We start from the raw sequence: 23,908 nt of genomic DNA, 5'->3' as shown, positions 1-23,908 counted from the left end.
CTGATAACCCAAAAAAGGAGAAAATACTTATGAAATATATGATTGCTTCAGACATTCACGGTTCTGCTTATTACTGCAGGAGCCTGTTAGATGCATATAAAAATTCAGGAGCTAAGAGACTGATCCTCCTTGGAGATATTCTTTACCATGGACCGAGAAATGATCTTCCCAAAGAATATGCGCCCAAAGAGGTCATCTCCATGCTGAACAGCTATAAGGACCAGATTTATAATGTCAGGGGAAACTGTGATACGGAAGTAGATCAGATGGTCCTGGAATTCCCGGTTCTTTCTGATTATGCGCTGTTTGTGATTGACGGTCTGACGATTTATGCTACTCATGGCCATATCTACAATAAGGAACATCTTTTGCCGATGCAAAAGGGAGATATTCTTCTGCACGGACATACGCATATATTGGCTGCTGAAACCTTTGGTGATATCACCATACTCAACCCCGGCTCTGTCTCCATACCAAAGGGAGGGAATCCACCTACGTATGCTGTGCTTGAAGACCGTATATTCCGAATCATGGACTTTGAGGGAAATGTTGTAAAAGAAATGAACTTAGGAGATTAATGTGAAAAAAACATACGAATTAATTGCGCCCTGCCATTTTGGCATGGAGGCAGTCTTGAAAAAGGAAATTACGGATCTTGGTTATGATATTACTTTGGTGGAAGATGGTAGAGTCACTTTTCTTGGAGATGATGAAGCCATCTGCCGTGCCAATGTATTTTTAAGGACAGCTGAAAGAGTTCTTTTAAAGGTGGGAAGCTTTCATGCAGAATCCTTTGAAGAGCTTTTTCAGGCAACGAGGTCAATTCCATGGGAAGAGTATATTCCCTGTGACGGAAAATTCTGGGTGGCAAAGGCCTCCTCTATTAAAAGTAAGCTGTTCAGCCCTTCCGATATACAATCCATTATGAAAAAAGCCATGGTGGAACGAATGAAGGGCGCCTATAAAGTGGAATGGTTTGAAGAAAAGGGTGCAAGCTATCCTCTCCGGGTTTTCCTTTATAAAGATCATGTAACGGTTGGCATTGATACTTCTGGGGATTCCCTTCATAAGAGAGGTTACCGGACGCTTACCAGTAAGGCTCCCATTACAGAAACGCTGGCTGCAGCACTAATCATGCTGACCCCCTGGAATAAAGACCGGATTTTAGTGGACCCGTTCTGCGGAAGCGGTACATTTGTCATTGAGGCAGCCATGATGGCAGCTAATATGGCACCTGGTATGAACCGTTCCTTCTTGGCAGAAGACTGGAAAAATATCATTCCAAGAAAATGCTGGTATGAGGCCATGGATGAAGCCAATGATCTGGTGAATCCTGATATAAAGGTGGACATACAGGGATATGATATTGACCCTGATATAGTGAAAGCTGCCAGAACCAATGCGGAATCTGCAGGTGTAGATCACTTAATCCATTTTCAGCAGCGTTCAGTGGAGGCGTTAAGCCACCCGAAGAAATTTGGTTTTATTATAACCAATCCTCCCTATGGAGAGCGTATCGAGGAAAAAAAGAATCTTCCGGAATTGTACCGCCAGATTGGAGCGCGATATGCAGCTCTTGATGCATGGTCTCTGTATATGATTACTGCATATGAGGATGCCGAGAAGTATATTGGAAGAAAAGCGGATAAAAACCGTAAAATCTATAACGGTATGATGAAGACCTATTTCTATCAGTTTATGGGGCCTAAACCGCCTAAAAGAAAAGCAGGAGATGAGCTTGAAAAATAGATTCCGTTTTGCCATTTTTCTTGTAGTGCTGTGCTCAGTTTCAGTTTTTACGGCAGATTATTTCGTTCCTTTAGAGACCGGGAATCTATATCTGGGAGAACTTCCTGCGTTCTATGACGGAAGAAAAAACGGACGGGCTCCGGCAATCAGGAATCAGGGATCACTTGGAACCTGTTGGGCATTTGCATCCTTGCAGGCACTGGAGGCCAGACTTCTTCCGGATGAAGTCTATCATTTTTCGGAAGACCACATGTCTTTAAACAATGGCTTTTGCATACCCCAGGAAAAGGGAGGAGAGTATACTATGTCTATGGCTTACCTCCTTTCCTGGAAAGGTCCGGTACTGGAGACAGATGATCCGTATGGTGACGGAATATCTCCAAAAGGACTGAAAGCAGTAAAACATGTTCAGGAGATCCAGATAATACCAGGGAAAGATTACGATCAGATAAAGCGTGCTGTTCTCCGTTACGGAGGAGTCCAAAGTTCTCTTTATACTGCCATGAATGAAGCAAACAGCCAGTCTGCCAGCTATAATGAGAAAGAGTCCGCATACTGTTACATAGGTTCACAGCCGCCCAATCACGATTCCGTGATTATTGGCTGGGATGACCAATATTCCGGGGATAACTTTAATGTCCCGGTCAATGGGGATGGAGCATTTATCTGCATGAACAGCTGGGGAGACGGGTTTGGTGACCAGGGCTATTTTTATGTTTCTTATTATGATTCCAATATAGGTATGAATAATCTGGTGTATTCCGTAGTGGAAGATCCGGGCACATTTGACAGGATTTATCAGTCTGATCTGCGAGGCTGGGCTGGACAACTGGGCTATGGCAGTGACACGATCTGGTTTTCCAATGTTTATGAGGCAGGCAGCTCCGAATTTCTAAAGGCAGTTGGGTTCTATGCAACTGCACCACGTTCTGCCTATGAAATTTACGCAGTGCACCAGGCAGGAGACGAATCCAGCATAATTGACAGCGGTGAATTTGACCGGAAAATTTTCCTCACAAAAGGAAGTTTTGAGAATGCGGGTTACTATACCGTTTCCTTTGACAAGAATAAAAAAAAGGAACTGAAATTAAAAAAGGGAGAGCGGTTTGCAGTTATTGTTAAAATTACCACTCCCGATACAGTTCATCCTGCAGCGATCGAGTACGATGCAGGAGACGGAAGAACCTTTGTGGATTTATCTGACGGGGAGGGTTATATCAGCGCAGACGGCAGCGTTTGGGAAAGAGTGGAAAAAAAACAGAACTGCAATCTATGTCTGAAAGCATATACGGCTGCCCAATAGAGAAGGGTTTGAAGGAGAGAACAGATGAGGGAGTATAAAATTATTTTTGCAACTGCCAATGAAGGAAAGATGAAGGAGATCCGTGAGATCTTAAAGGACCTGGGTATGGAAGTGTGTTCCATGAAAGAGGCAGGTATTTATTTGGATATTGAAGAAAACGGAACCACTTTTGGGGAAAATGCAGAAATAAAAGCCAGAGCTGTGTGGAAAAAATCCGGTGGAATCGTTCTGGCCGATGATTCCGGTCTGGTGGTTGACTGCCTGGGCGGAGAGCCTGGAATTTACTCCGCCCGTTATATGGGAGAGGATACTTCCTATGAAATCAAGAATCAGGCCATATTAGACCGTGCGTCTTTTGCTGTCGGAGAGGAGCGGAGTGCACGCTTTGTATGTAACATTGCCGCAGTACTTCCCGACGGTTTAGTCCTTCATACGGAGGCTGCCATGGAGGGACTGGTTGCAGATAAACCGGCCGGAGGAGACGGATTCGGATATGACCCCATTCTTTATATACCGGAGTTCGGTATGACTTCGGCAGAGCTTACCATGGAGCAGAAGAACCGGATCAGTCACAGGGGAAAAGCATTGGAAGCCATGAAAGAAAAGCTGAAGGAGCAATTCAGGGAGGAGAATCATGAAAGTACTGATTGTCAGTGATACCCACAGAAAGGATGAAAATCTCTTGCGGGTGATTGATGCAAACAAGCCCTTTGACATGCTGATCCATCTGGGAGATTCAGAAGGCAGCGAAAAGAAAATTGAAAGCTGGCTGGATGAAGGCTGTGAATGTCACATGGTTCTTGGAAACAATGATTTTTTTTCAGACCTGGAGCGGGAAAAAGAAATAAAGCTGGGCAATTACCGGATTTTACTGACCCATGGGCATTACTACAATGTATCTCTTGGAGTAGAACGTCTGGAAGCGGAGGCAAGAGAGCGGAATATTCAGATCGCTATGTACGGACATACGCACAGACCGTTTTACGAGGTACATAACGGTGTGATCATATTAAATCCGGGTAGTATGTCCTATCCCCGCCAGGAAGGCAGAAAACCTTCTTACATGATCATGGAACTGGATGAACAGGGAGAGGCACATTTTACCCTGAATTTTCTGGAAAAAGAATAAACGGTATAAAAAAGACCCTGGCAGGCAAGAGGCTCTGTCAGGGTTTTGTATGATTGCTTATGAATTTACTTCCAGCCTTCAGGCAGATAAGTCATGGTATTTTCTATCATATCATCAACCAGACTCTTTACTTCCTCTTCACTTACCCGGCCCTTTACCAGCGGGTCATTTAAGAATGCATCATAAACCAGAGTGCGGTCGCAGGTAAGAGCTGCTTTTAATATGCGTTCATGATTGTCTGTGTGAGGTTTGATAAGCTCCAGCACGTTTTCGGGAATCGTTCCGGCTATTACAGGTTTAATGCTGTCACGGCTGAATACTGCATTGGTCTCAACCACTGCATCTGCAGGAAGGTTTGTAATCTGTAAATAGGAATTTGGAATATTTACGTTGCTGATGGTCCGTTCCAGTCCGCATAAAGATTTGATCAGTAGAATTCCCTCTTCCCCAGACGGTTTTAATTCGATTTCTTCCTCTCCTGCTGCCAGGCGGCTGCTTTTTGCAAGACGCTTTTTTAAGTCGTTCTTTCTCCAGTCAACGGTTGTTAGTCCAAATTTCCAGGAGGTAACAGTCTCCGGATCTTTCAGATAATCAGTTCCCGGCATAAATTCTGCAAGATGGCGGTCCCCGGCAGCAGCAATCAGACCATAGCGGCGGAACAGATCAAATTTCACCCGGTGCGCGCATTCAAAAGTGCTGTTTGCCCAGTTTTTATCCGGTTCATGGTAACCTTCTTCATAGTGGGCATCGATATAATCACGGTAAACAGGGAATAAATCAATTCCTTTATAAGAGGCTTCATCAAACCAGGTAAAATGATTGATACCAAGAACATTTACATGGATGTCTCTGCGATCAACCGCTTCGAAACCAAAGGTCTCTTCACAGATTCCCTTTAGTACTTTCTGGGTACCGAATACTTCGTGGCAGCAGCCAAAAGCCTTGATCTGAGGGAATACGTGATAAAGTGCTTTTACACATAAGGTCATAGGGTTTGTGTAGTTAATGACCCAGGCTTCCGGTGCGTACTCTTTGACCGCTTCTGCAATGGTTACAAACATTGGTATGGTGCGCAGTGCGCGGATCATACCGCCAGGACCGGCTGTATCCCCTACAGACTGATAGATTCCCAGTCTTTCCGGCAGATGCACGTCGGATTCCATCTCGTCAAAGGTACCTGGCAGAATGGAGATGACAGCAAAATCACAGCCGGTCAGCGCATCTTTTAAAGAATCACATGTGATATAGTTCCATTTGCCGGTGGTATCTGTTCTGTCGCTTAAATGATTGCCGATAATTTCATTGTTCTTTGATGCAGCCGGATCGATATCATAAAGCCGTATGGTTCCGCTCATGGAATCATCCATGGATAAGTCTGTCATAAAAGTCCAAGCCCAGCCTCTGGAACCGCCGCCGATGTATGCGATCTGTATGTCACTTACTTTGTTGGTTTCGTATTTCATATGGTATCCTCCTATCACTCTCTATTGCATATTATAATGCATTATAGTATTATAATTCTTATAAAATTGATTCTTTATTTATCATAATCATACTTTTGGATACTAATTTGGAGGGGTATATGGAACGAATCCTATTTGAAGAGAGCATGGAAGGCGTTGTCATTGATGAAGTGGTGCGGGAAGACGGATTTTCCATGACGATGAAACATTTTCATGATACCTATGAACTGTATTTTCTCCTGAATGGAGAACGTTATTATTTTATTGAGAAAGAAACCTATTATGTAAAAACCGGAGACGTGGTGTTAGTTAACCGCCAGCAGGTCCATAAGACGAGTCAGGCAGGAAACGGAAGCCATGACCGGATTTTACTGCAGTTAAACGGCAAATATTTAGAATCCTGGTTAAAGCACGCCGGAGTGTATTCTCTGGAAAAGCTGTTCGGGGATTACTATGGCGTGGCAAGGCTTTCGGAAAAGGAATGGGGGGAGATGAAAACACTGCTTCTGTCAATCAGAGACGAATTAAAAGGCAGGAGAGAACGGTATGAAGTTATGGTTCGTCTTATAATATCCAGAATTCTTCTTATGGTTTACAGAAGCCGGAAGAAAAATGTATTAAAGGATATGCCGCCTACGGTTCAGACGTCCAAGCATGGGAAAGTCCATGAGGTTGCAGAATATTTAACGCTTCACTGTGAGACTGACGAGAGCCTGGAAGAGCTGGCTGAGCGTTTTTTTATCAGCAAATCCTATTTAAGCAGGATTTTTCGGGAAGTTACTGGTTTCTCTGTCAATGAATACCGGAATCTGGCAAGGGTGCGCAAAGCCAGAGAACTCCTGTCAGCCAGTGAATACTCGGTAACGGAGATCTCAGAGCTTCTTGGTTTTGAGAGTGTGACTTATTTTGAACGGGTATTTAAAAAGCATACGGATGCCACACCTTTAAAATACAGGAAGGAGACAAGGCGGGCTAAGGAGTAACCCGCTTTTGTTTTATTACGCCGGAGTCTCCCTGCTTTTTAAAGACATACTGTGAAAGAAGTGGCTGATCCGGTATATTGTTTCTTTATCCTTTGCCGGGTTAAGGAAGCGGCAGGGCTTTCCATCTAATTCTCCGCTGTAGGTTAAGACTGATTCAATTCCGCCCAGCTGGTCATAAAGTCGTTTTAATTTCATACTTTCTTTATCTTTCACATTAGTTCCGTTGATTCCATAGTAAAATCCCAGCGCAGCACCGAATTCGGCCAGGGAAGAGGGGATTTTGCACTCCTGTATCATGTAAATGGTTCCAAGGATCCGCTCGTTATGCTGAAGTTTACGAATGGGATCCCGCCCGACTCTTGAAACCGGGTCTTTAAAGGAAAACCGACATCGCTTGATGAAATTTTCGGTAAATTCACTGATATATTCTTTATATTCCGGAGTCCTTTTTAGAAGAGCCGGTTTAATTTCCCGATTAATTAATTGTTCCGTAAATTGGGATATCCGTTCATCCCCCATACCCTGACCAATGGTTTTATATCCAAGTAATGCGCTGTACCATGCTATCATGGCATGGGTTCCGTTGGAAAGACGGTTCTTAATTGTCTGCAGATCTCCAATGTTATCAATGACCTTAATTTGACGGAGGTATGGCAGGAGAGGACTGTTTCCGCCTGCATAAAGTATCATATCCGGTTCACTATGAAACAGTACCAGACTTACTTTGGAAAGATAATTCTGGATTTGGGAGATGTCTTTGAATAGTCTGGTGATGCTTTTTAAGCTGAGGGCAGGCTTTTTAAAGCCTTTGGTATCTGCAATGGAATCCGGCAGGGAATTTAAGCTGCGCTGGATCTGTTTTGTCAGTTCATCTTTTGAGACTGAAGAAACCATACGGTTTACTACCGTTTCACAGAAATAGTTCTCATTCAGGATTTTACTTACCTGTTCTTCCGGTATCAGGGGCAGAAGTGCTTTTTTAACCTGCTTTTTCACAAAGGAAGCTGCATTGATCTTATTTAAAATAATCAGTATGGTCAAAGGTTTTTTATTTGCAAGTGACCGTTCTAACAGCCCCGCTGCAATCATCTTGGCCTGATGCCGGATGGCGTCTTCCGGAAGACAGATTGCTATGATTTCTGATTCCAGATACATGGAAACCATCTCTTCATGGCTGTCGATATCAATCAGGGAAACGTTGCGGATTGACTGTTCATAAGCAATGCTTTTATAACTGATATGATAGGAGTTAAAAGCATTTACCATGTTTCGAAGATTTAAATTTCTGGTAGCACCAATAATCCGGCTGGGTCTTGTATATCCGTCCCAGTGGGAAAAGATCTGAGCGATATAACCGCCTCCGATGGCACCGAAGCCATGAATACCGGCAGTAAGCTGATTGTTGTTCTGAGGAAAGTGCTCATTTAAAGCAGGGACGGGATACTTCTTTGTATCAGGACGCAGATCATGGAGAAATTCATTAAGACTATCATAAGAACACCAGGTTTTTTCTTTTATATCGGATCTGGGTTCCTTAATGTCTTTGATATAGACTGGAAGCCCTTCTGCTTTTGAGGCGGCTAGAAGACCGTTTTCAGAATCCTCAATGATCAGGCACGATTCCAGATTACAATTAATCCTGGAAGCCGCTGTCAGAAAGATTTCCGGATGGGGTTTTCCGCATGTCACCTCATCGCCGCAGACAATAACATCAAAATATTTATAAACATCGGCATCATGTAAATATTCTTCCGCAATCATTCGTTTGCTGGAGGTTGCCACAGCCAGCAGAATTTCATTTCGTTTCAAACGCTCCAGGACTTCGATCAGGCCTTTTTTTACGGGAACGCCAAATTCTTTTACGTAGGCCATTTCAAGCTCATCGGCCCGTTTTCTGATCTCTTCGTATGGATAATCCTCACCAAATTCCTTCTTCGCCAACTGCATAGCAGAAACAGAACTGAGTCCAAGGGAGTCTGTCAGCAGCTGGTCTGGTATGGATTTGCCAAAGAGTTCCATGGAAGCCCTTTTTAAGGTTTTCATTCTGAGTCTTTCTGTATCAAACATCGTACCATCCATATCAAAAATAGCAGCTGTTATTTGTGTGTTTTTTAATATCATTCTGTGTTCCTCCTTCATTCAAATTGGCTAAATTCGCTTATTTTATGTTACAGGACACAATATTGATTGTCAAATGAACACCCCTTAAATGACAGGCGCAAGAAAGTCATATATACCAAAAGAACAGGCTTTTTTTTAGGGAGAAAGAACAGGAATTGTCTTTTATGTACTATATACCTTTTATTCTTTGTGCAAATTGCTATTTATACATTAATTGAAAATATTATAGAAAAAGAACAGATTCCTGTGCAGAAATCTGTTCTTAAATCTGATTATTTTTCTAAAGCTTCACAGAGTGCTGTAAGAGCCAGAGCCTGACCATATGCCATGGGCATGATGAGAACATTTTTATAGTGGCTGCTGTCCATTCCGATACCGGTGCCTGCAGATACATTCTGTACAGTTCCGTCTTCAGAAATATTGTCACAGATGGCTGAAATTGCAAGATCTGCAGCTGTTTGATAGGTATGGTCAAGAATGCCTGCCTGTACGCCCCGGAGGAATCCGGCAGCAATTGCCGCAGATCCGGATACTTCTTCATAACTGGTTTCATCAGTCAGAACCGTTCTCCATAGACCAGAGGGAGCCTGGAGCTTTAAGAGGGCGGCAGCCTGAGACTGAAAGGTATCAATCAGATACGCTCTTACGCCTTTATCTAAATCCTCTTTGCAGTCATCTAAAAATTCCATGATTCCATAGGTGAACCAGGAATTCCCCCTGCACCAGAAGACGCCGCCGAAATTATCCATGCGTTCAAAGCTGAATCCATGATGGAAGAGTCCTGTCTGTTTATCAAATAAGTATTTGATGTGTACCAGGAACTGATGAAGAGCTTCATTTTTCCATACCGGATTTTCTGCCTGCTGGCCCATTCTGTTTAAGAAGAGTACAGACATGAACAGTGTGTCGACCCAGATCTGTCCTTCATGCAGTGTTACTGCGTTGCGGTCACCAATGGCGCTTGTTACATGCTGAAAGCCATTGTCCTGAGTCTTTGGAAGACCATTGATCAGCCAGTCGGCCTGGCTTTCACACAGATGATATAAGTCTTGAGATTTCTTCAGCTTTTGGTGGAGACAGGAAAGGGGAAGAAATGGGGCCGTTGTGTTAATGTTTCTGGAGGGAAGACCATTTTTTAAATGTCTGTTGTACCAGTCTTCAAAGAATGGAAGATATCTGTCATCTCCGTAGAACTCCTGCAGCTTATAAAGACCGTAGAGTCCGACGCCCTGCGGCCAGTCCCACTCCTCGATACCAAAATCTCTCTGGATAATTCCCTTATTGGTGTCTGTGGAGCTGACGGATTTGTCCTTATCATAATCACAGCCTCCCAGATTCATTAGTTTTTCTACAACCAGATGAATTTTCTCAAGCAATCTCTCGTTAGTCATTTTGTTATTCTCCTTTATGCTTTGTGTTTTTTAGCTTTTCAATATAATCAGTGGGCGGAAGTCCGGTATATCGTTTGAATACCTGGCTGAAGTACTGGGGATTGCTTCCAAATCCCACCTGCTTTGCAATCTGTTTGATGTTGTCGTTGTGATAATAGGTCATCAGCCGGATGGCTTCCTCCATACGCTCTTTATTTAAATAATCCGAAAAGCGCATTCCTTCTTCCTTTACAAACTGTTTGCTTAAATATCCGACGCTGACGAACAAATAATTCTCAGCCAGCCATTTTAAAGAAAGGTTTTCAGAATCCAAATGCTCCCGGATATAGGTCTTTAAAAGGGCAATATTGGAACTGGGTTTATGGCCGCTGGATTCTGATTCCTTTGGAACCAGAACAACGGATAACAGGTTTCTGATCTCTGCGACATTATCGCAGGAATAAAGCCGGCGGAAAAAGTCACAGGCAGCGTCAATGGTTGGCTTTTCATGATTTATATCAGCCTGGAGATAGAGACCAAGGGCCAGGCTTCTGGCTGTTGCAGGAGGCATGGATTCAATGAAAACAGAGTTTAAAAGCTCTGTGGCCTGTATAATATCGGGGGCAGAGGTGATGGAATCTTCTAAGCGGCTGATCATCCATGGAGCTGTAAGATGGTTTCGGATCTCGTAGCTTTCTCCCTTTTCACTCAGTAAGAGAATCCGTTCAAAGCGTGAAATTTTCTGGATTACAAAGTGAAACAGCTTTTCCGGTGTTTCCATGTGCACAAAATCCGCTTCAAATGTGACGGACTGATTGGGATAGTGCAGGTTCAGAATGGAATTTTTGATTCGTTCCTGTATGGCAAGAGTGCTGGCAGGAAAGATCAAAACAGCAGTGTTCTTTACATATAGTATGGAAAAGTGCATCTGAATTCCTTCTGATCCAAGGATTTTAATAAGATCAGATGCAAAGCTTTTTAAATAAGGTTCTTCTACAAACGAGCAGATGCACGCATAGAGGCAGTTCTCAGGCAGGGATAACAGCTCCTGGTATTTGCAAAACACACCGGTGAAGGTATCCTGATGCTCCAGAAGTTCCATGATAAAGCTTTGTTCCAGTGGAATGTGAAGTGTTTTTAAAAGATCCTGCTGTTGTGACTTTCGTCGGTATTCTTCCTGAAGGCGCTCTTTTCTAATGGAAGCAAGGGAATCTATCAGCTCGTTTTTATCTGTTGGTTTTAATAAATAAAAGCGGACGCCATATTTCATCGCCTGTTTGGCGTATTCAAAATCATTATACCCGGAAAGCAGAATAAAAGAGATTTTGGAATCTGTTTTCATGGAGCGTTCAATTAAATCCAGGCCGTTTAAGATTGGCATACGGATATCGGTGATTACCACATCCGGGTATTCGTCGCATATGATATCATAGGCTTCCATTCCGTTTTTGGCAGTTGCAATCAGTTCATAACCCAGAGATTCATAATCAATCATTTGGGAAAGTGCTTCTCTGATAATCTGTTCGTCATCCACAATCATTAATCTCAGCATGTCAAACCTCCTGTTCTTTGGGAATGGAGAGCGTTACCACTGCCATTCCATTATTATTGTAAAAATTCAGCCCGTACTTGTTTCCATAGAGTAATTTTAATCTGGAATTAATGTTTACAAGTCCCACACCAGAGCCCTGGGGCAGGATCTCCCTGCTTTCCAGTTTTGAGATCAGATCCGGATCAAAACTGGATCCGGTATTGGAAACCTTGATCTCATAATCCTGTTCCTTGTCCCGTATCGTAACATAAATGCTGCACATTTCATCAGTATCTTCCATGGCATGCTTCAAAGCATTTTCCACCAGGGGCTGTATACAAAGTTTTGGGACAAATATATGGGAAATATTCTCAGGGATCTCCAGTTCAAAGTGCAGCCGGTCCTTAAATCGCATCTCCTGGATCCGGATGTAATTATTCAGAACCTCCAGTTCATCAGACAGAGGAATGATATCTTTCTGTCCTGCAATGGAAGCGCGGAATAAATTACCTAGAGAGCGTACCATCATGGAGATGTCGTCCGCTCCGTATTTTTGTGCCATCCAGTTGATCGTATCCAGCGTATTGTACAGAAAATGGGGATTAATCTGCTGCTGCAGCATCTTAATCGTGGAATCTCTTAAAAGGATCTGTTTATCATAATTTTCATCCCTTAATACTTTCACGCTGTGTGTCATCTCGTCAAAACTGCGGTGAAGCTGTCCGATTTCATCCTTCCTGTTTTCATAATGATAGGTCTTTCTGTCGTAGTCAGGCGTTTCTCCGTTACCAAAACGCTGGATTTTTTCGATTAAGTAATCCAAATGTCGGAAAATATAGCGGAATATTAAATTCACCAGTACTGCAGTCACCAGAATTATAAAAAAGGTAAAGAAAAGAATCTGTATGGTGATCAGGCGGACGTTGTTAAAAAGAGGGTTATAATCCCTGAAATAGAGATAGTCCCAGCCGGTATAAGGGACATAGCCGGTTATAATAAATTCTTTCTTATTGTCCAGTGAGGCGATGGTGTAGGTATTTTTGCTTTTTTCTCTTTTGGAAATAAGAGTCTGGCAGTAATTTGGATGATATGCTTCTGCCGGATAGATCCGTTTATCTCCGTTCATTAATATAAACCTGGAATTGTCTGCCAGAGTTCCGGAACTTTTTAAACCATCTTCTATCATTTTTTCCATATTTACCGTTACATAAAGTCCTGCCAGTTTTTTCAGGCTTAAATACTTGAGTTTTAAGATCTGCCTAGCGCAGACGGTATCTTCTCCCGGATCTATGGCTGCAGACCACAGGGCTTTTCCTTTCAGACTGTCAATTGCGCTGTCAAGCTCAAGCCGGTTGAATTTAAATATATCATCCGAACGCCCCATGCAGATATTAGAACCGTCATCCAATACAATGTTGATGGATTTGACATAGCGGCTTTGATAGATATAGGAGTAAAGCTGTTGATAAATATCTCTTTTCGCCAGAGCTCTCCTGTCACTGTAAGGGTTTTCAAAAAGAAAAGATAAATTTTCCTGCAAAACAGAATCACCAATCATATTGTCTGTAATATTCTCAATCATCTGCATTTCCGATTCCAGATAAGTGGTTACATGGCTTAGGGAATCGGCATTTGTCTGATAGAGCACTTCATTATAGCGGTGAGTGAGAACCTGTATGCTGATCAGGCTTGTCAGGAACAGAGCGAAAAGAGCAACGAGGAAAACTGTGAGTATTTTTTTGTATAAGGACAGGTCATTAAACCAGACCGCACATCGTCTCATAAATAAAAATTCCTTTCTCAGATAAACGTATTATATAGTAAAAGAACAAAAAAAGAAATTAAAAATCGACCAAAAATTACATAAAGCTGTTTTTTCAACCATAAATAGCCGTATTTTAACTTTACGTTTGTGCATATTTGACATAAAATATGGTTATCATAATGAAATCAAATGGGAGGTTTTGCAAAATGAAGAAAAGAATCTTAGCAACATCACTTGCAGCAATTCTTGCAGCAACATCATTAGCAGCCTGCGGTTCAAAAACAGAACCAACGGAAACAAGTAGTGCAGACACTGCTACTACACAGGCAGCATCAACAGCAGCCCCGGCAGATACTTCTGCAGCATCAGGTGACAAGATATCATTAAGCCTGTGCTGGTGGGGAAATCAGACAAGAAACGATGTAACAAAAAAAGCAGTTGACCTTTACATGAGTAAAAACCCAAATGTAGACATCAAAGTTGAGTTTACAGATTGGTCTGGTTACTGGGACAAGCTTTCTGCTATGGCAGCAGGCGGCAATCTTCCTGATATCATTCAGATGGATTACTCCTATTTAAACCAGTATCAGAAGAGTGGTCAGCTTGCAGATTTATCTGAATTCATGAGCAGCGGACTGATCGATACTTCCAAGATTCCGGAAAGCATTATTAAAAGTGGTAATGTAGATGGAAAGACTTATGCAATCAGCCTTGGAAGCAACGCTCCTATGATGGTTTATGACAAAGCAATTGTTGAAAAGGCTGGAGTTACAATTCCTGACCAGTTGACAATGGATGAGCTTTATGACATTTCAAAGACCATCGATGAGAAAACCGGTGTTAAAACTCTCTATGACGGCGGTATCAACATGATGCAGATCATGGCAAGAGCAAATGGTTCTCATTTATTTGATGAATTATCCGCTGGAAAAGAAGATTCCTTAAAAATTTATTTTAACACAATCGAGAAGTTTGCAAAATCTGATTCCAGTATTTCCGCTGATTTATTAGCAGAGAAAAATCCTGACGTAGTTGAGACGAAACCAATTATTGACGGAACTACCTGGAATGATTTAAGCTTATCCAACCAGTTTATCAGTATCACAAATGCTGCAGGAAGAGATCTTGCAATCACCATGTTCCCAACAATTACAGATGCAAAAGAACAGCCACTGTATTTGAAACCAAGTATGTTCTTCTCTGTTGCTGAAACTTCCAAGAATAAAGAAGAAGCAGCGAAATTCCTTGACTGGTTTACAAACAGCACAGAGTGTAATGAAATCCTTCTTGCTGAAAGAGGAATTCCGATTAACACAGAAGTAGCAGATGCAATCAAAACACAGGCAGATCCAACAGCACAGGCCGTATTTGATTATGTTGCAAAAGTTACTGAAATTGCAACCCCAATCGATGCTCCGGATCCATCTGGTAAGGGTGAAGTCGAAGCATTAGGAAAAACAGTTTCTGAGGCAGTCCGTTACGGAGATGCAACAGGAGAAGATGCAGTTGGCCAGTTTGTGCCTGAAGCAAAAAATATACTTGAACAAGCGGCAAAATAACAGGTAAAATTCTGGAGGGGATAAGATGAACAACAATCAAATGATCCCGAAAAGAAAAAAATCATTGAGCCAGATTATAAACACACCGAAGGTTGCAGGATATGTATTTATCCTGCCCTTCATTATAGGATTTCTCGCTTTCATGGCTCTGCCTATGATTTTATCTTTAGGGTTTTCATTCACCAGATACAATATATTAAAAACACCGGTTTTTATCGGACTGGAAAATTATAAAACGATGTTTACGGCGGATCCAAAGTTCTGGAAAGTATTTGGTGTTACCATGTACTATGTTCTGTTTTCGGTTCCTCTCCGGCTTATTATGGCATTAGTTGTTGCCATGCTTTTAGTGAAAACCACCAAGCTTTCCGGCTTTTACAGGGCTGTTTATTATCTCCCTTCCATTATCGGATCCAGTGTGGCAGTAGCTATTCTCTGGAAGAGAATGTTCGCAAGTGATGGTGTAATCAATGCAATTTTTAAATTGTTCGGACTTCCATCGGACATTGCATGGCTGGGAAGAACAGATACGGCGATCTGGACGCTGATCATTCTGGCTGTGTGGCAGTTTGGTTCCTCCATGCTTATCTTTTTATCCGGTTTAAAACAGATTCCAGTCAGCCTTTATGAAGCAGCTACAGTTGACGGTGCAAACGGATTCCAGAGATTTTTCAAAATCACTATTCCTATGCTGACTCCTACTATTTTCTTTAACCTCATTAACCAGCTGATCAATGGGTTTATGGCATTTACACAGAGTTATATTATTACCCAGGGAAAGCCAAGAGATACGACATTATTTTATACCGTATACATGTATCAGAATTCCTTTACTTACAGTAAGCTGGGATATGGGTGTGCAATGGCATGGTTTATGGTATTTGTTGTAGGAATCATGACACTGATATTGTTCAAGACACAGAAAAAGTGGGTATATTACGAAGCAGAAGGGTGATGAAATATGAAGACAGGATATCAGGAGAGAAAAACAATCACCACAGTGGTTTATCATGTATTTACCTTTTTCTTTGCATGTGTTATGATATATCCGCTTGTTTGGATGGTGATGAGTTCCTTTAAAAACACCAATGAAATATTCAGGACTGCTGCCAGCCTCCTGCCAGAACACTTTTCTTTTGACAATTATAAGACGGGCTGGAAAGGCTTTGCAGGTTACGGTTTTGGCAACTTTTTTAAGAATTCCTTTATTATTGCAGGCTTATCCACGGTAGGAGCAGTGATCTCCTCAGCAATCGTGGGATATGGATTTGCAAGAATCGACTTTAAGTTTAAGAGCTTCTGGTTTGCATGTATGCTTCTTGCAATGATGCTGCCATTCCAGGTAATCATGATTCCGCAGTACATTATCTTTAACAGAATGGGCTGGGTAGGCAGCTATCTTCCCATTATTGTACCGCAGTTTTTTGGACAGGGCTTTTTCATCTTCTTAAATGTTCAGTTTATTAAGGGAATTCCCATTGATTTAGACGAAGCTGCCAGAATGGACGGTTGTACGATCTATACGATCTTTACCAGGATCATTCTGCCGCTGGTGAAACCATCTCTGGTTACAAGCGCAATTTTCTCCTTCATGTGGAGATGGGATGATTTCCTTGCAGCTTTGCTCTACTTAAGCGATCCGTTGAAATATCCGGTCAGCTATGCATTAAAGATGTTCTCAGATCCGACAGCTGGTTCCGACTGGGGCGCAATGTTTGCAATGGCAACGTTATCTTTGATTCCGATTTTCTTCATTTTCTTAACAATGCAGAAATATCTGGTAGAAGGAATCGCCTCTACAGGAATAAAGGGCTAATAAGGCTTTTTAGGTGGGAGACCCGCAAGTGCGGCGTTTCCTGCCTTTTTTAAAATCAAAACAAAAGGTGGAATGATGAATGAATCCGATCAGAAACAGATTAATGGCGGCACTGGAAGCGTTGAAACCGCTATGCTATTCCAATTTAAAACCGGCAGATGAAGTATGGTTTTGTACCGGAAGTTATGAATGGAAAGAAGAGTTTGACAGCAGCATTTTAAATTGGAATTCTTTTGGCAGGGATGAGACCTGGGGAGGATCGGATCAGCATTACTGGTTTAAAACCTGTATTACTGTGCCGTCTGAATTAGAAAATAAGCAGGTCAGAGCAGTCTTAAATACAGGTGCTACGGATATCTGGAATACGGATAATCCCCAGATCATGGTATTTCTGGACGGAAAACATTCCGGAACCATGGATATGAACCATCAGGATTTTATACTGACGGATCGTGCCAAAAAGGGAGAAACACATGAACTGGTCTTTTATGCCTATTCTAACAGTCCCGGCTGCACCAATTTCTTTCATTTGGAAATTGGGGCTTACGAAGAAGATGTGGCAAAGCTGTATTATGATCTGGCAGTTCCCTTTGAAGCAGCAGATCTTCTGGAAGAAGATGACTTAGAACAGATTGATGGATTTAAGGTTCTGTCAGAAGCAGTAAAACGGATTGATTTTACCAGACCTCATTCCGTACAGTTTTTTTCTTCTGTAAGAGAAGCGGATGAATTTCTCATCCAAGCTTATTATAAAGACAGACCGGAAAATCCGGTAACTGTACACAGCATTGGTCACACTCATATTGATGTTGCGTGGAAATGGCCTTTAAAGCAGACGAGACAAAAGGCGGTCAGAAGCTTCCGTACGGTTTTAAGCCTGATGGAGCGGTACCCGGAATATAAGTTTATGTCCAGCCAGCCCCAGCTTTATGAATTTGTAAAAGAAGAGGCACCCCAGCTGTTTGAAGAGATTAAGGAAAAGATAAAAGAAGGCCGATGGGAGACAGAAGGTGCCATGTGGCTGGAGCCGGACTGTAACCTGGCATCTGGAGAATCCTTAGTTCGGCATATTCTTTATGGAAGAAGATTCTTTGAAAAGGAACTTTCCGGTCAGGTTAATGAAGTGCTCTGGCTTCCGGACGTATTCGGCTACAGCGCTGCCATACCTCAGATCATGAAGCAGTCCGGATTATCCTATTTTATGACAACAAAGCTGGGCTGGAACGAATATAACCAGTTTCCCTATGATACCTTTACCTGGCGGGGAATTGACGGCAGTGAAGTTTTAACTTATCTGATTTCAACCAAGGATTATTATAAAAACGGTCAGCCCTCCAAAGGTTACAGCACCACCTACAACGGCAGACAGGATCCTAAACAGATCATGGGAACCTGGCAGAGGTTTCAGAACAAGGATGTCAGCCGTGAAGTACTGACCTGTTATGGCTACGGTGACGGAGGCGGCGGACCAACAGAAGAGATGCTGGAACAGAGCAGGAGACTGGAATTAAATGTTGCCCGTTGTCCAAGGACAGAACAGACTTTTGTTAAGGATTTCTTTCATAAGCTGGAAAAGGAGCTTGATAAAAAGCGGCTTCCTGTATGGTCCGGCGAATTATATTTAGAGTTTCACCGTGGAACCTATACTTCTATGGCAAAGAATAAGAAATATAACAGAAGCTGTGAGTTTTTAAACGGAGATGCAGAATTTTATTCGGTACTGGAATCCCTTTTTACCAAAGGCGGGGAGTATCCAAAGAGTCAGCTGGAGGAAAACTGGAAGCTGCTGCTTTTAAACCAGTTTCATGACATCCTTCCTGGGTCTTCCATCAAAGAGGTATACGAGGATTCAGAGGTTCAATACGAGAAAATCCTTAAGTCAGATCGTGGTCTTATAAAGAAGAGCCAGGAAAGCATATTAAAGGCAGCCGGATTTGAATGTGACGGGAATAATCCTGCTGCGCTTGCGGTGTGGAACTCATTAAGCTTTAAAAGAACCGGAATTGTTGAGTCTGAGGTACTGGTTAAGGATCTATTTGCAGTCACACAGCAAACCTGGGATGGCCGTATGTTAGCATTGGCGGAGGATGTACCATCAAAGGGAGTAACGGTAATCGGCACAGGAAAGTCTCTCAAAAAAGCAGATTCCGTATTTACCTTCGTGGATTGCAAAGAAGAAGGAGCTTTGAAAAAAGCAGTCAGCTCTTTTTACGAAGTGGAATTTGATCAGGCAGGAAATCTGTCCCGCATTTATGACAGAGCAGAAGAAAGAAGCCTGTTAAAGGAAGGAGAGACGGGTAATCAGCTTCTGGTATTTGAAGACCGTCCGCTGGAATTTGATGCATGGAATATTGATTCGACCTTTGAGGAGAAACAGTGGCATGTAGATGAAGTGATGGAAATGAAGCTTTTAGAAAACGGTCCGGTCAGAGCAGTTATTTTTGTAAAACGAAAATTCATGGATTCTGTTATTGAACAGCAGATCTGCTTTTACAATCATACAAAACGAATTGATTTCAAGACAAGAATTGACTGGAATGAGCATCAGATGCTTTTGAAAACCGCATTCCCTCTTGATATACTATGTAATGAGGCCAATTATGACATTCAGTTTGGCAATGTCAGCCGTCCCACTCACAGGAATACGACCTGGGACCAGGCAAGATTTGAAGTATGTGCCCATAAATGGGCAGATGTTTCAGAGGCAGGCTATGGCGCCGCTGTTCTAAATGACTGCAAATATGGTTATGATGTTCAAGGTTCTGTCATTCGCCTTACCCTGTTAAAATCCGGTATATTCCCCAATCCGGATGCAGACCAGGGAGAGCATACGTTTACCTACTCTCTGCTGCCTCATAAAGGAGATTTCCGCGCAGGAGGGGTGGTGCAGGAAGCTTATGATTTAAACTGCCCTCTCGTTTCTTCCCTGGTAAAGGGAGACGGTGTTCTTACCTGTTCCTTCTTAGAGATTGAGAATGAAAATATACTTGCTGATACAGTGAAACTATCCGAAGACGGAGACGGACTCATTGTACGTTTTTATGAATCCTATGGCATGAGAACCAATACCCACGTAACATTCCCCATGACAGCGGATGCACAGTTTGGCGAATGCAGCTGTATGGAAGAAGTGAAAGAGCTGGTACCGTCGGAAGGTGGACGAATCGCTCTTACCTTTAAGCCATATGAAATAAAAACAATTAAGATTCAGAGATAGAAATTATAATTTTGCAATATTTGCAAAATATATACAGTAACTTGACAAACTTTGCATAGTCACTGCCTGTGAGATATCATATAATGAAGCAATATGAATGTATCAGTAGAGGGAGGATATGCAGATGGAACTTGCTGCAGAACGCAATGGACGGATTAACATATGGATGGAGGAGCTGAAGAACCATCTGTTTGACAGACTTTCAACGGTTACATTTACCGGATTTACAACGAAAGAGCATCTTACTTATGAAGAAGCGTTAAAGAGAGAGTTTTACCCTATGCCTCAGGGAACCCCCTGGGGCTCCAAATGGGAATATGGCTGGTTTTTAACAGAGATCGTCATGCCGGATGAGGCGGAGGGAAAGCGGATTTTTCTTCACCCTGAGGTAGGCGGTGAGATGCTTTTATGGGTGAATGGAAAGGCGGCAGGTTCCAGAGATTTAAAGCACGATGGAATAACACTGACCCGCCATGCAAAGGCAGGTGAGCGTTTTTTTGTGGTGGCGGAAAGTTATTCAGGGCATGGACCGAGACTGGAAAAGGGCGGACCATGCCCTGATTTTTGTACCGCAGTTCCAGAACCGCCTGAGTTTCAGGTAAAGGTAGGCGTATCAGATTATGGAATCTGGAATGAAGATGCATTTCAGCTGCTCATGGATGTTTTTACATTATATAAGCTATCTGAAGGGCTTGATCCTAAATCCTTAAGGGCAATGAAGATTAATCAGGGACTTTTGGAATTTACGTTTACAGCTGACTTCGAGCTGGACCGGAAAGGGCGGAGTGAATCTTTCCGTGATGCGAGACAGAAACTGGCCCCTCTTCTTTCCTGCGTGAATGGAACGACAGCTCCTGAATTTACCATTTTCGGACAATCCCATCTGGATCTTGCATGGCTGTGGCCATGGGAGGAGACAAAACGGAAATGTGCAAGGACCTTATCCACCCAGATCGCATTATCAGATGAATACCAGGACTATAAATTCCTTTTATGTGAACCTCCCATTATGGAGAATGTAAAACAACATTATCCCGAACTGTACCGGCGTCTTTTAAAGAAAGTAGAGGAGGGATCCTTTATTCCTGAGGGCGGAATGTATGTGGAGCCTGATACGAATCTGGTATCCGGAGAGAGTCTGATCCGTCAGTGCCTGTATGGAAGAAAGTGGTTTAGACAGGAACTTGGAATAGATAGTGTGATGGTCTGGCTGCCGGATTGTTTTGGCTTTAACGGACAGCTGCCCCAAATCATGAAAGGCTGCGGAATCCGCTATTTTGCCACGCAGAAGATGGCTAGGGCGTTAAAGGGCTGTGATGTATTTCCTTATAATAATTTCTGGTGGGAAGGAATAGACGGAACCAGGATTCTGACCCATTTTTATAAGAAGAACAATGCCAGACTGGATCCTCTTGACTTAATAACCAGATGGGAAGAGGACCGGGTACAGCAGGAAAATATAGATACCCTTATTTTCCCCTTTGGATTCGGTGACGGTGGTGGCGGTGCTACACGGGAGATGGCAGAGGTAGCAAAGCGGGTGAAAGATTTAGAAGGCGCACCCCGCACCCGCATGGAGAGTCCGGTTGACTTTTTCAAGAGACTGGAAGAGAAAAACGCTGTAAAAGAGGTTTACAGAGGGGAACTTTACCTTCCCTGGCACAGGGGAACCTATACATCACAGGCGTGGATAAAGAAAGAGAACCGGAAGATGGAACGTAAGCTGCGGGAGGCAGAAATGCTAAATTCCATTGCGTGTTTTGTGGAAAACGGAGAGAACCGGAGAGTGGAGCTGGAAGCTTTATGGAAGGTGCTGCTGTTTAACCAGTTCCATGATATCATTCCGGGAACTTCGATTACCAGAGTTTATGAAGATGCAAAAAATGCATTCCATGCTATCGGAGAAGGAGCCCTTTGTGTTTATGAGGAAGCCAAAAAACAGATCACAGGGTCCGGGGGAGACGGTATCCTGATATTTAATTCCCTTTCCTGGGAGAGGGAAGAACTGGCAGAGATACCAGCAGAAGAAGGGAAAGATCTGTCAGATGGCAAAAGGCTGCCGGTAAGCCAGAAAATCGGTGATCGATTGCTGATACCAGTAAAAGTTCCCTCCTGCGGATATGCCTCCGTTGGGGAAAATGTGGTTTTGGAAGCTGAATGCAGACTTTATCAGGAAGATGGTTTCTTTATTCTGGAAAACAGGTTGGTAAAGGTGAGGATTGATGGAATTGGTCAGGTCAGAAGCGTGATGGATCAGGAAACCAAAACAGAATTTGTAGATGGAATTGCAAATCAGCTTCTGCTTTACCAGGATATCAATGTAGATTACGATGCATGGGAAATGAGTTCTTTCTATAAAAATGTTCCCATAGAGTTGGAACAGACGGCAGCTCTTACTATTGAGGAGACGGGTCCTTTAAAAGCAGTGCTTTTGGTAAAACGAAAAATTCATGAGTCTGTCTTGACTCAGAGAATTTCCTTAACCTATAACAGCAGGAGAATTGATTTTTCCACGGTTATTGACTGGCAGGAAACCCATAAGCTGTTAAAAGTATCATTTCCGGTTACCATCCGAACGGAAGAAGCCCTGGAAGAAATCCAGTTTGGTTACGTAAAACGTCCGACCCATCAGAACCGCCGTTATGATGCAGACCGATACGAGGTGTGCAATCACCGGTATACTGCAATGACACAGCCGGGAAGAACGGCTGCTGTGCTCAATGATTCCAAATATGGAATCAGCACCACCGGCAATGCTATGGAGCTGACACTGCTTAGAGCACCTGTATGGCCGGATATGTATGCAGATAAGGGAATGCAGGAGTTTACCTATTCCTTTTATGCAGAAAGCAGCAGCTTTTCAGAGAGTGGAGTCATTCGCGAAGGAATGCAGTTGAACAATCCTTTGACATATTGGGGAAAAGGAACTGGTAAGAGAGAATTTTTCCGCATTTTTGCAGATAATATAATTTTAGAGACGGTTAAAATGGCAGAAAACGGCGAAAAAGATCTGATTGTAAGGCTTTATGAAGCGACAGGAAAACACACATCCTGTGTGGTTTGTGCAGGTTTTAAAATCAGCAGACTGTGGGAAACTACCATGGAAGAGAATATGGATTCCGGAAAAATGGTATCAGTAAACCACTTTGAGAATGATAGTGAAATGCTTCTGGATTTTGCGCCGTTTGAAATAAAAACCCTGCGTCTGATTCCATAATCGCAAAAAATGCGAGTAAGATGGTTTCAATAAAAACAAATAACGCATAGCAACAATGTACCCAAAATATTATAATATTTTCATCAGCTTTAATAAAAATTACACCAAAATTTGATATGGAGTTAACAAAATGCAAAAAAAGCTAATCATTTTTACAGACAGTGGGGATACCATTATTGATGAAGGAACCGAAATCCGCAATGATGACGGTATTGTAGTCCACGCAGAATTAATTCCGGGTGCAGGGGAGACGTTAAAAGCTCTTTACGACGCCGGTTATGTCATTGCCATGGTGGCAGACGGGGAAGAGCAGTCGTTCACCAATGTTTATGAAGAAAATGGTCTTGGTTACTGCTTTCACACCAGGACAATTTCAGAGATAGTCGGAATCCAGAAACCATCCGAACGGATGTTTTTGGATGCCATGGAGAAGAATCACCTGACTGAGGAAGATAAAAAAAGGGTGGTTATGATCGGAAATAATGTGAGAAAAGATGTTGCAGGAGCCAACCGCTTTGGTATTACCTCAATTCTCATTGACTGGTCTCCACGCTATGATATGAATCCGGCTGATGAGTGGGAAACGCCGGATTATACCGTCCATGAGCCGAAAGAGCTTCTGGCACTGATTGAAAGTCTGGAGGCTGAGCTTCATAAAGACGGAAATGAATAGAAGGAGGGTGTG

General features: G+C 42.7%; 17 protein-coding genes. 12 read left to right on the top strand and 5 right to left on the bottom strand.

Annotated elements, in window-relative coordinates; genetic code table 11:
• Positions 1 to 29: 29 nt before the first annotated feature.
• The 5 genes from yfcE to CRO04_RS01385 are packed head-to-tail and all read left to right on the top strand — an operon-like array spanning position 30 to position 4,181.
• The gene (gene yfcE / locus CRO04_RS01405; protein ID WP_097002440.1) at positions 30 to 578 is read left to right on the top strand and encodes a phosphodiesterase; all 549 of its coding nucleotides are present in this window, start codon (positions 30 to 32) and stop codon (positions 576 to 578) included.
• Position 579: 1 nt separating this feature from the next.
• Complete coding sequence (locus CRO04_RS01400) at positions 580 to 1,749, top strand: class I SAM-dependent RNA methyltransferase (RefSeq protein ID WP_330400749.1); 1,170 nt, start codon at positions 580 to 582, stop codon at positions 1,747 to 1,749.
• Complete coding sequence (locus CRO04_RS01395; protein ID WP_242974302.1) at positions 1,739 to 3,052, top strand: lectin like domain-containing protein; 1,314 nt, start codon at positions 1,739 to 1,741, stop codon at positions 3,050 to 3,052. Before CRO04_RS01400 ends, CRO04_RS01395 begins: the two co-directional genes overlap by 11 nt.
• 24 nt (positions 3,053 to 3,076) lie before the next feature.
• Positions 3,077 to 3,709, top strand: a complete 633-nt coding sequence (gene rdgB, locus CRO04_RS01390) for an RdgB/HAM1 family non-canonical purine NTP pyrophosphatase (RefSeq protein WP_097002438.1) — start codon at positions 3,077 to 3,079, stop codon at positions 3,707 to 3,709.
• Positions 3,687 to 4,181 (top strand): YfcE family phosphodiesterase, encoded by a 495-nt coding sequence (locus tag CRO04_RS01385; protein ID WP_097002437.1) that lies wholly within the window; start codon positions 3,687 to 3,689, stop codon positions 4,179 to 4,181. The genes rdgB and CRO04_RS01385 overlap by 23 nt, the downstream gene beginning before the upstream one ends.
• A 65-nt stretch (positions 4,182 to 4,246) precedes the next feature.
• Here CRO04_RS01385 and CRO04_RS01380 read toward each other — a convergent pair whose 3' ends face one another.
• Positions 4,247 to 5,644 (bottom strand): alpha-glucosidase/alpha-galactosidase, encoded by a 1,398-nt coding sequence (locus CRO04_RS01380; protein WP_097002436.1) that lies wholly within the window; start codon positions 5,642 to 5,644, stop codon positions 4,247 to 4,249.
• Positions 5,645 to 5,763: 119 nt separating this feature from the next.
• Here CRO04_RS01380 and CRO04_RS01375 point away from each other — a divergent pair, with 119 nt between their 5' ends.
• A complete protein-coding gene (locus CRO04_RS01375; protein WP_097002435.1) occupies positions 5,764 to 6,627 on the top strand; it encodes an AraC family transcriptional regulator in 864 nt (287 codons plus the stop codon).
• Positions 6,628 to 6,642: 15 nt separating this feature from the next.
• Here the strand turns inward: CRO04_RS01375 and mtlD are convergent, their stop codons facing one another.
• The 4 genes from mtlD to CRO04_RS01355 form a co-directional block, all read right to left on the bottom strand.
• A complete protein-coding gene (gene mtlD, locus CRO04_RS01370; RefSeq protein ID WP_207654382.1) occupies positions 6,643 to 8,748 on the bottom strand; it encodes a bifunctional mannitol-1-phosphate dehydrogenase/phosphatase in 2,106 nt (701 codons plus the stop codon).
• A gap of 272 nt (positions 8,749 to 9,020) precedes the next feature.
• On the bottom strand, positions 9,021 to 10,139 hold the full coding sequence (locus CRO04_RS01365) for a glycoside hydrolase family 88/105 protein (RefSeq protein ID WP_097002433.1): 1,119 nt from the start codon (positions 10,137 to 10,139) through the stop codon (positions 9,021 to 9,023).
• A 4-nt stretch (positions 10,140 to 10,143) separates the two neighbouring features.
• Entirely contained in the window at positions 10,144 to 11,670 is a 1,527-nt protein-coding gene (locus tag CRO04_RS01360; protein WP_097002432.1) for a response regulator transcription factor, read from the bottom strand.
• Between the two features lies 1 nt (position 11,671).
• Positions 11,672 to 13,432 (bottom strand): sensor histidine kinase, encoded by a 1,761-nt coding sequence (locus CRO04_RS01355; protein WP_097002431.1) that lies wholly within the window; start codon positions 13,430 to 13,432, stop codon positions 11,672 to 11,674.
• 188 nt (positions 13,433 to 13,620) lie between these two features.
• On the opposite strand from CRO04_RS01355, the gene CRO04_RS01350 reads away from it, so the two are divergent.
• From CRO04_RS01350 to CRO04_RS01325, 6 genes are all read left to right on the top strand, one after another.
• Positions 13,621 to 14,973 carry an ABC transporter substrate-binding protein gene (locus CRO04_RS01350; RefSeq protein ID WP_097002430.1) on the top strand — a complete coding sequence of 451 codons (1,353 nt, stop codon included), beginning with the start codon at positions 13,621 to 13,623 and terminating at the stop codon, positions 14,971 to 14,973.
• Between the two features lie 25 nt (positions 14,974 to 14,998).
• On the top strand, positions 14,999 to 15,928 hold the full coding sequence (locus CRO04_RS01345; RefSeq protein WP_097002429.1) for a carbohydrate ABC transporter permease: 930 nt from the start codon (positions 14,999 to 15,001) through the stop codon (positions 15,926 to 15,928).
• A gap of 6 nt (positions 15,929 to 15,934) precedes the next feature.
• Positions 15,935 to 16,789, top strand: a complete 855-nt coding sequence (locus tag CRO04_RS01340; RefSeq protein ID WP_097002428.1) for a carbohydrate ABC transporter permease — start codon at positions 15,935 to 15,937, stop codon at positions 16,787 to 16,789.
• Between the two features lie 79 nt (positions 16,790 to 16,868).
• Positions 16,869 to 20,006 (top strand): alpha-mannosidase, encoded by a 3,138-nt coding sequence (locus tag CRO04_RS01335; RefSeq protein WP_097002427.1) that lies wholly within the window; start codon positions 16,869 to 16,871, stop codon positions 20,004 to 20,006.
• Between the two features lie 124 nt (positions 20,007 to 20,130).
• Positions 20,131 to 23,223: an alpha-mannosidase gene (locus CRO04_RS01330; protein WP_097002426.1), complete on the top strand. Its 3,093-nt coding sequence runs from the start codon at positions 20,131 to 20,133 to the stop codon at positions 23,221 to 23,223.
• A gap of 130 nt (positions 23,224 to 23,353) precedes the next feature.
• The gene (locus CRO04_RS01325; RefSeq protein WP_097002425.1) at positions 23,354 to 23,896 is read left to right on the top strand and encodes an HAD family hydrolase; all 543 of its coding nucleotides are present in this window, start codon (positions 23,354 to 23,356) and stop codon (positions 23,894 to 23,896) included.
• Positions 23,897 to 23,908: the final 12 nt, after the last annotated feature.

Source organism: Lacrimispora amygdalina (genome assembly GCF_900205965.1).
In the GTDB taxonomy this organism is placed as follows: Bacteria; Bacillota; Clostridia; order Lachnospirales; family Lachnospiraceae; genus Lacrimispora; species Lacrimispora amygdalina_A.
Note: the sequence above shows the minus strand (reverse complement) of the source record. Positions and strands in the feature narration are given on the sequence as shown.

Coding starts and splice junctions, on each gene's coding strand:
- yfcE (WP_097002440.1), top strand. CDS start 30: ATGAAATATATGATTGCTTCAGACATTCACGGTTCTGCTTATTACTGC.
- rdgB (WP_097002438.1), top strand. CDS start 3,077: ATGAGGGAGTATAAAATTATTTTTGCAACTGCCAATGAAGGAAAGATG.
- CRO04_RS01385 (WP_097002437.1), top strand. CDS start 3,687: ATGAAAGTACTGATTGTCAGTGATACCCACAGAAAGGATGAAAATCTC.
- CRO04_RS01380 (WP_097002436.1), bottom strand. CDS start 5,644: ATGAAATACGAAACCAACAAAGTAAGTGACATACAGATCGCATACATC.
- CRO04_RS01375 (WP_097002435.1), top strand. CDS start 5,764: ATGGAACGAATCCTATTTGAAGAGAGCATGGAAGGCGTTGTCATTGAT.
- mtlD (WP_207654382.1), bottom strand. CDS start 8,748: ATGATATTAAAAAACACACAAATAACAGCTGCTATTTTTGATATGGAT.
- CRO04_RS01365 (WP_097002433.1), bottom strand. CDS start 10,139: ATGACTAACGAGAGATTGCTTGAGAAAATTCATCTGGTTGTAGAAAAA.
- CRO04_RS01360 (WP_097002432.1), bottom strand. CDS start 11,670: ATGCTGAGATTAATGATTGTGGATGACGAACAGATTATCAGAGAAGCA.
- CRO04_RS01355 (WP_097002431.1), bottom strand. CDS start 13,432: ATGAGACGATGTGCGGTCTGGTTTAATGACCTGTCCTTATACAAAAAA.
- CRO04_RS01350 (WP_097002430.1), top strand. CDS start 13,621: ATGAAGAAAAGAATCTTAGCAACATCACTTGCAGCAATTCTTGCAGCA.
- CRO04_RS01345 (WP_097002429.1), top strand. CDS start 14,999: ATGAACAACAATCAAATGATCCCGAAAAGAAAAAAATCATTGAGCCAG.
- CRO04_RS01340 (WP_097002428.1), top strand. CDS start 15,935: ATGAAGACAGGATATCAGGAGAGAAAAACAATCACCACAGTGGTTTAT.
- CRO04_RS01335 (WP_097002427.1), top strand. CDS start 16,869: ATGAATCCGATCAGAAACAGATTAATGGCGGCACTGGAAGCGTTGAAA.
- CRO04_RS01330 (WP_097002426.1), top strand. CDS start 20,131: ATGGAACTTGCTGCAGAACGCAATGGACGGATTAACATATGGATGGAG.
- CRO04_RS01325 (WP_097002425.1), top strand. CDS start 23,354: ATGCAAAAAAAGCTAATCATTTTTACAGACAGTGGGGATACCATTATT.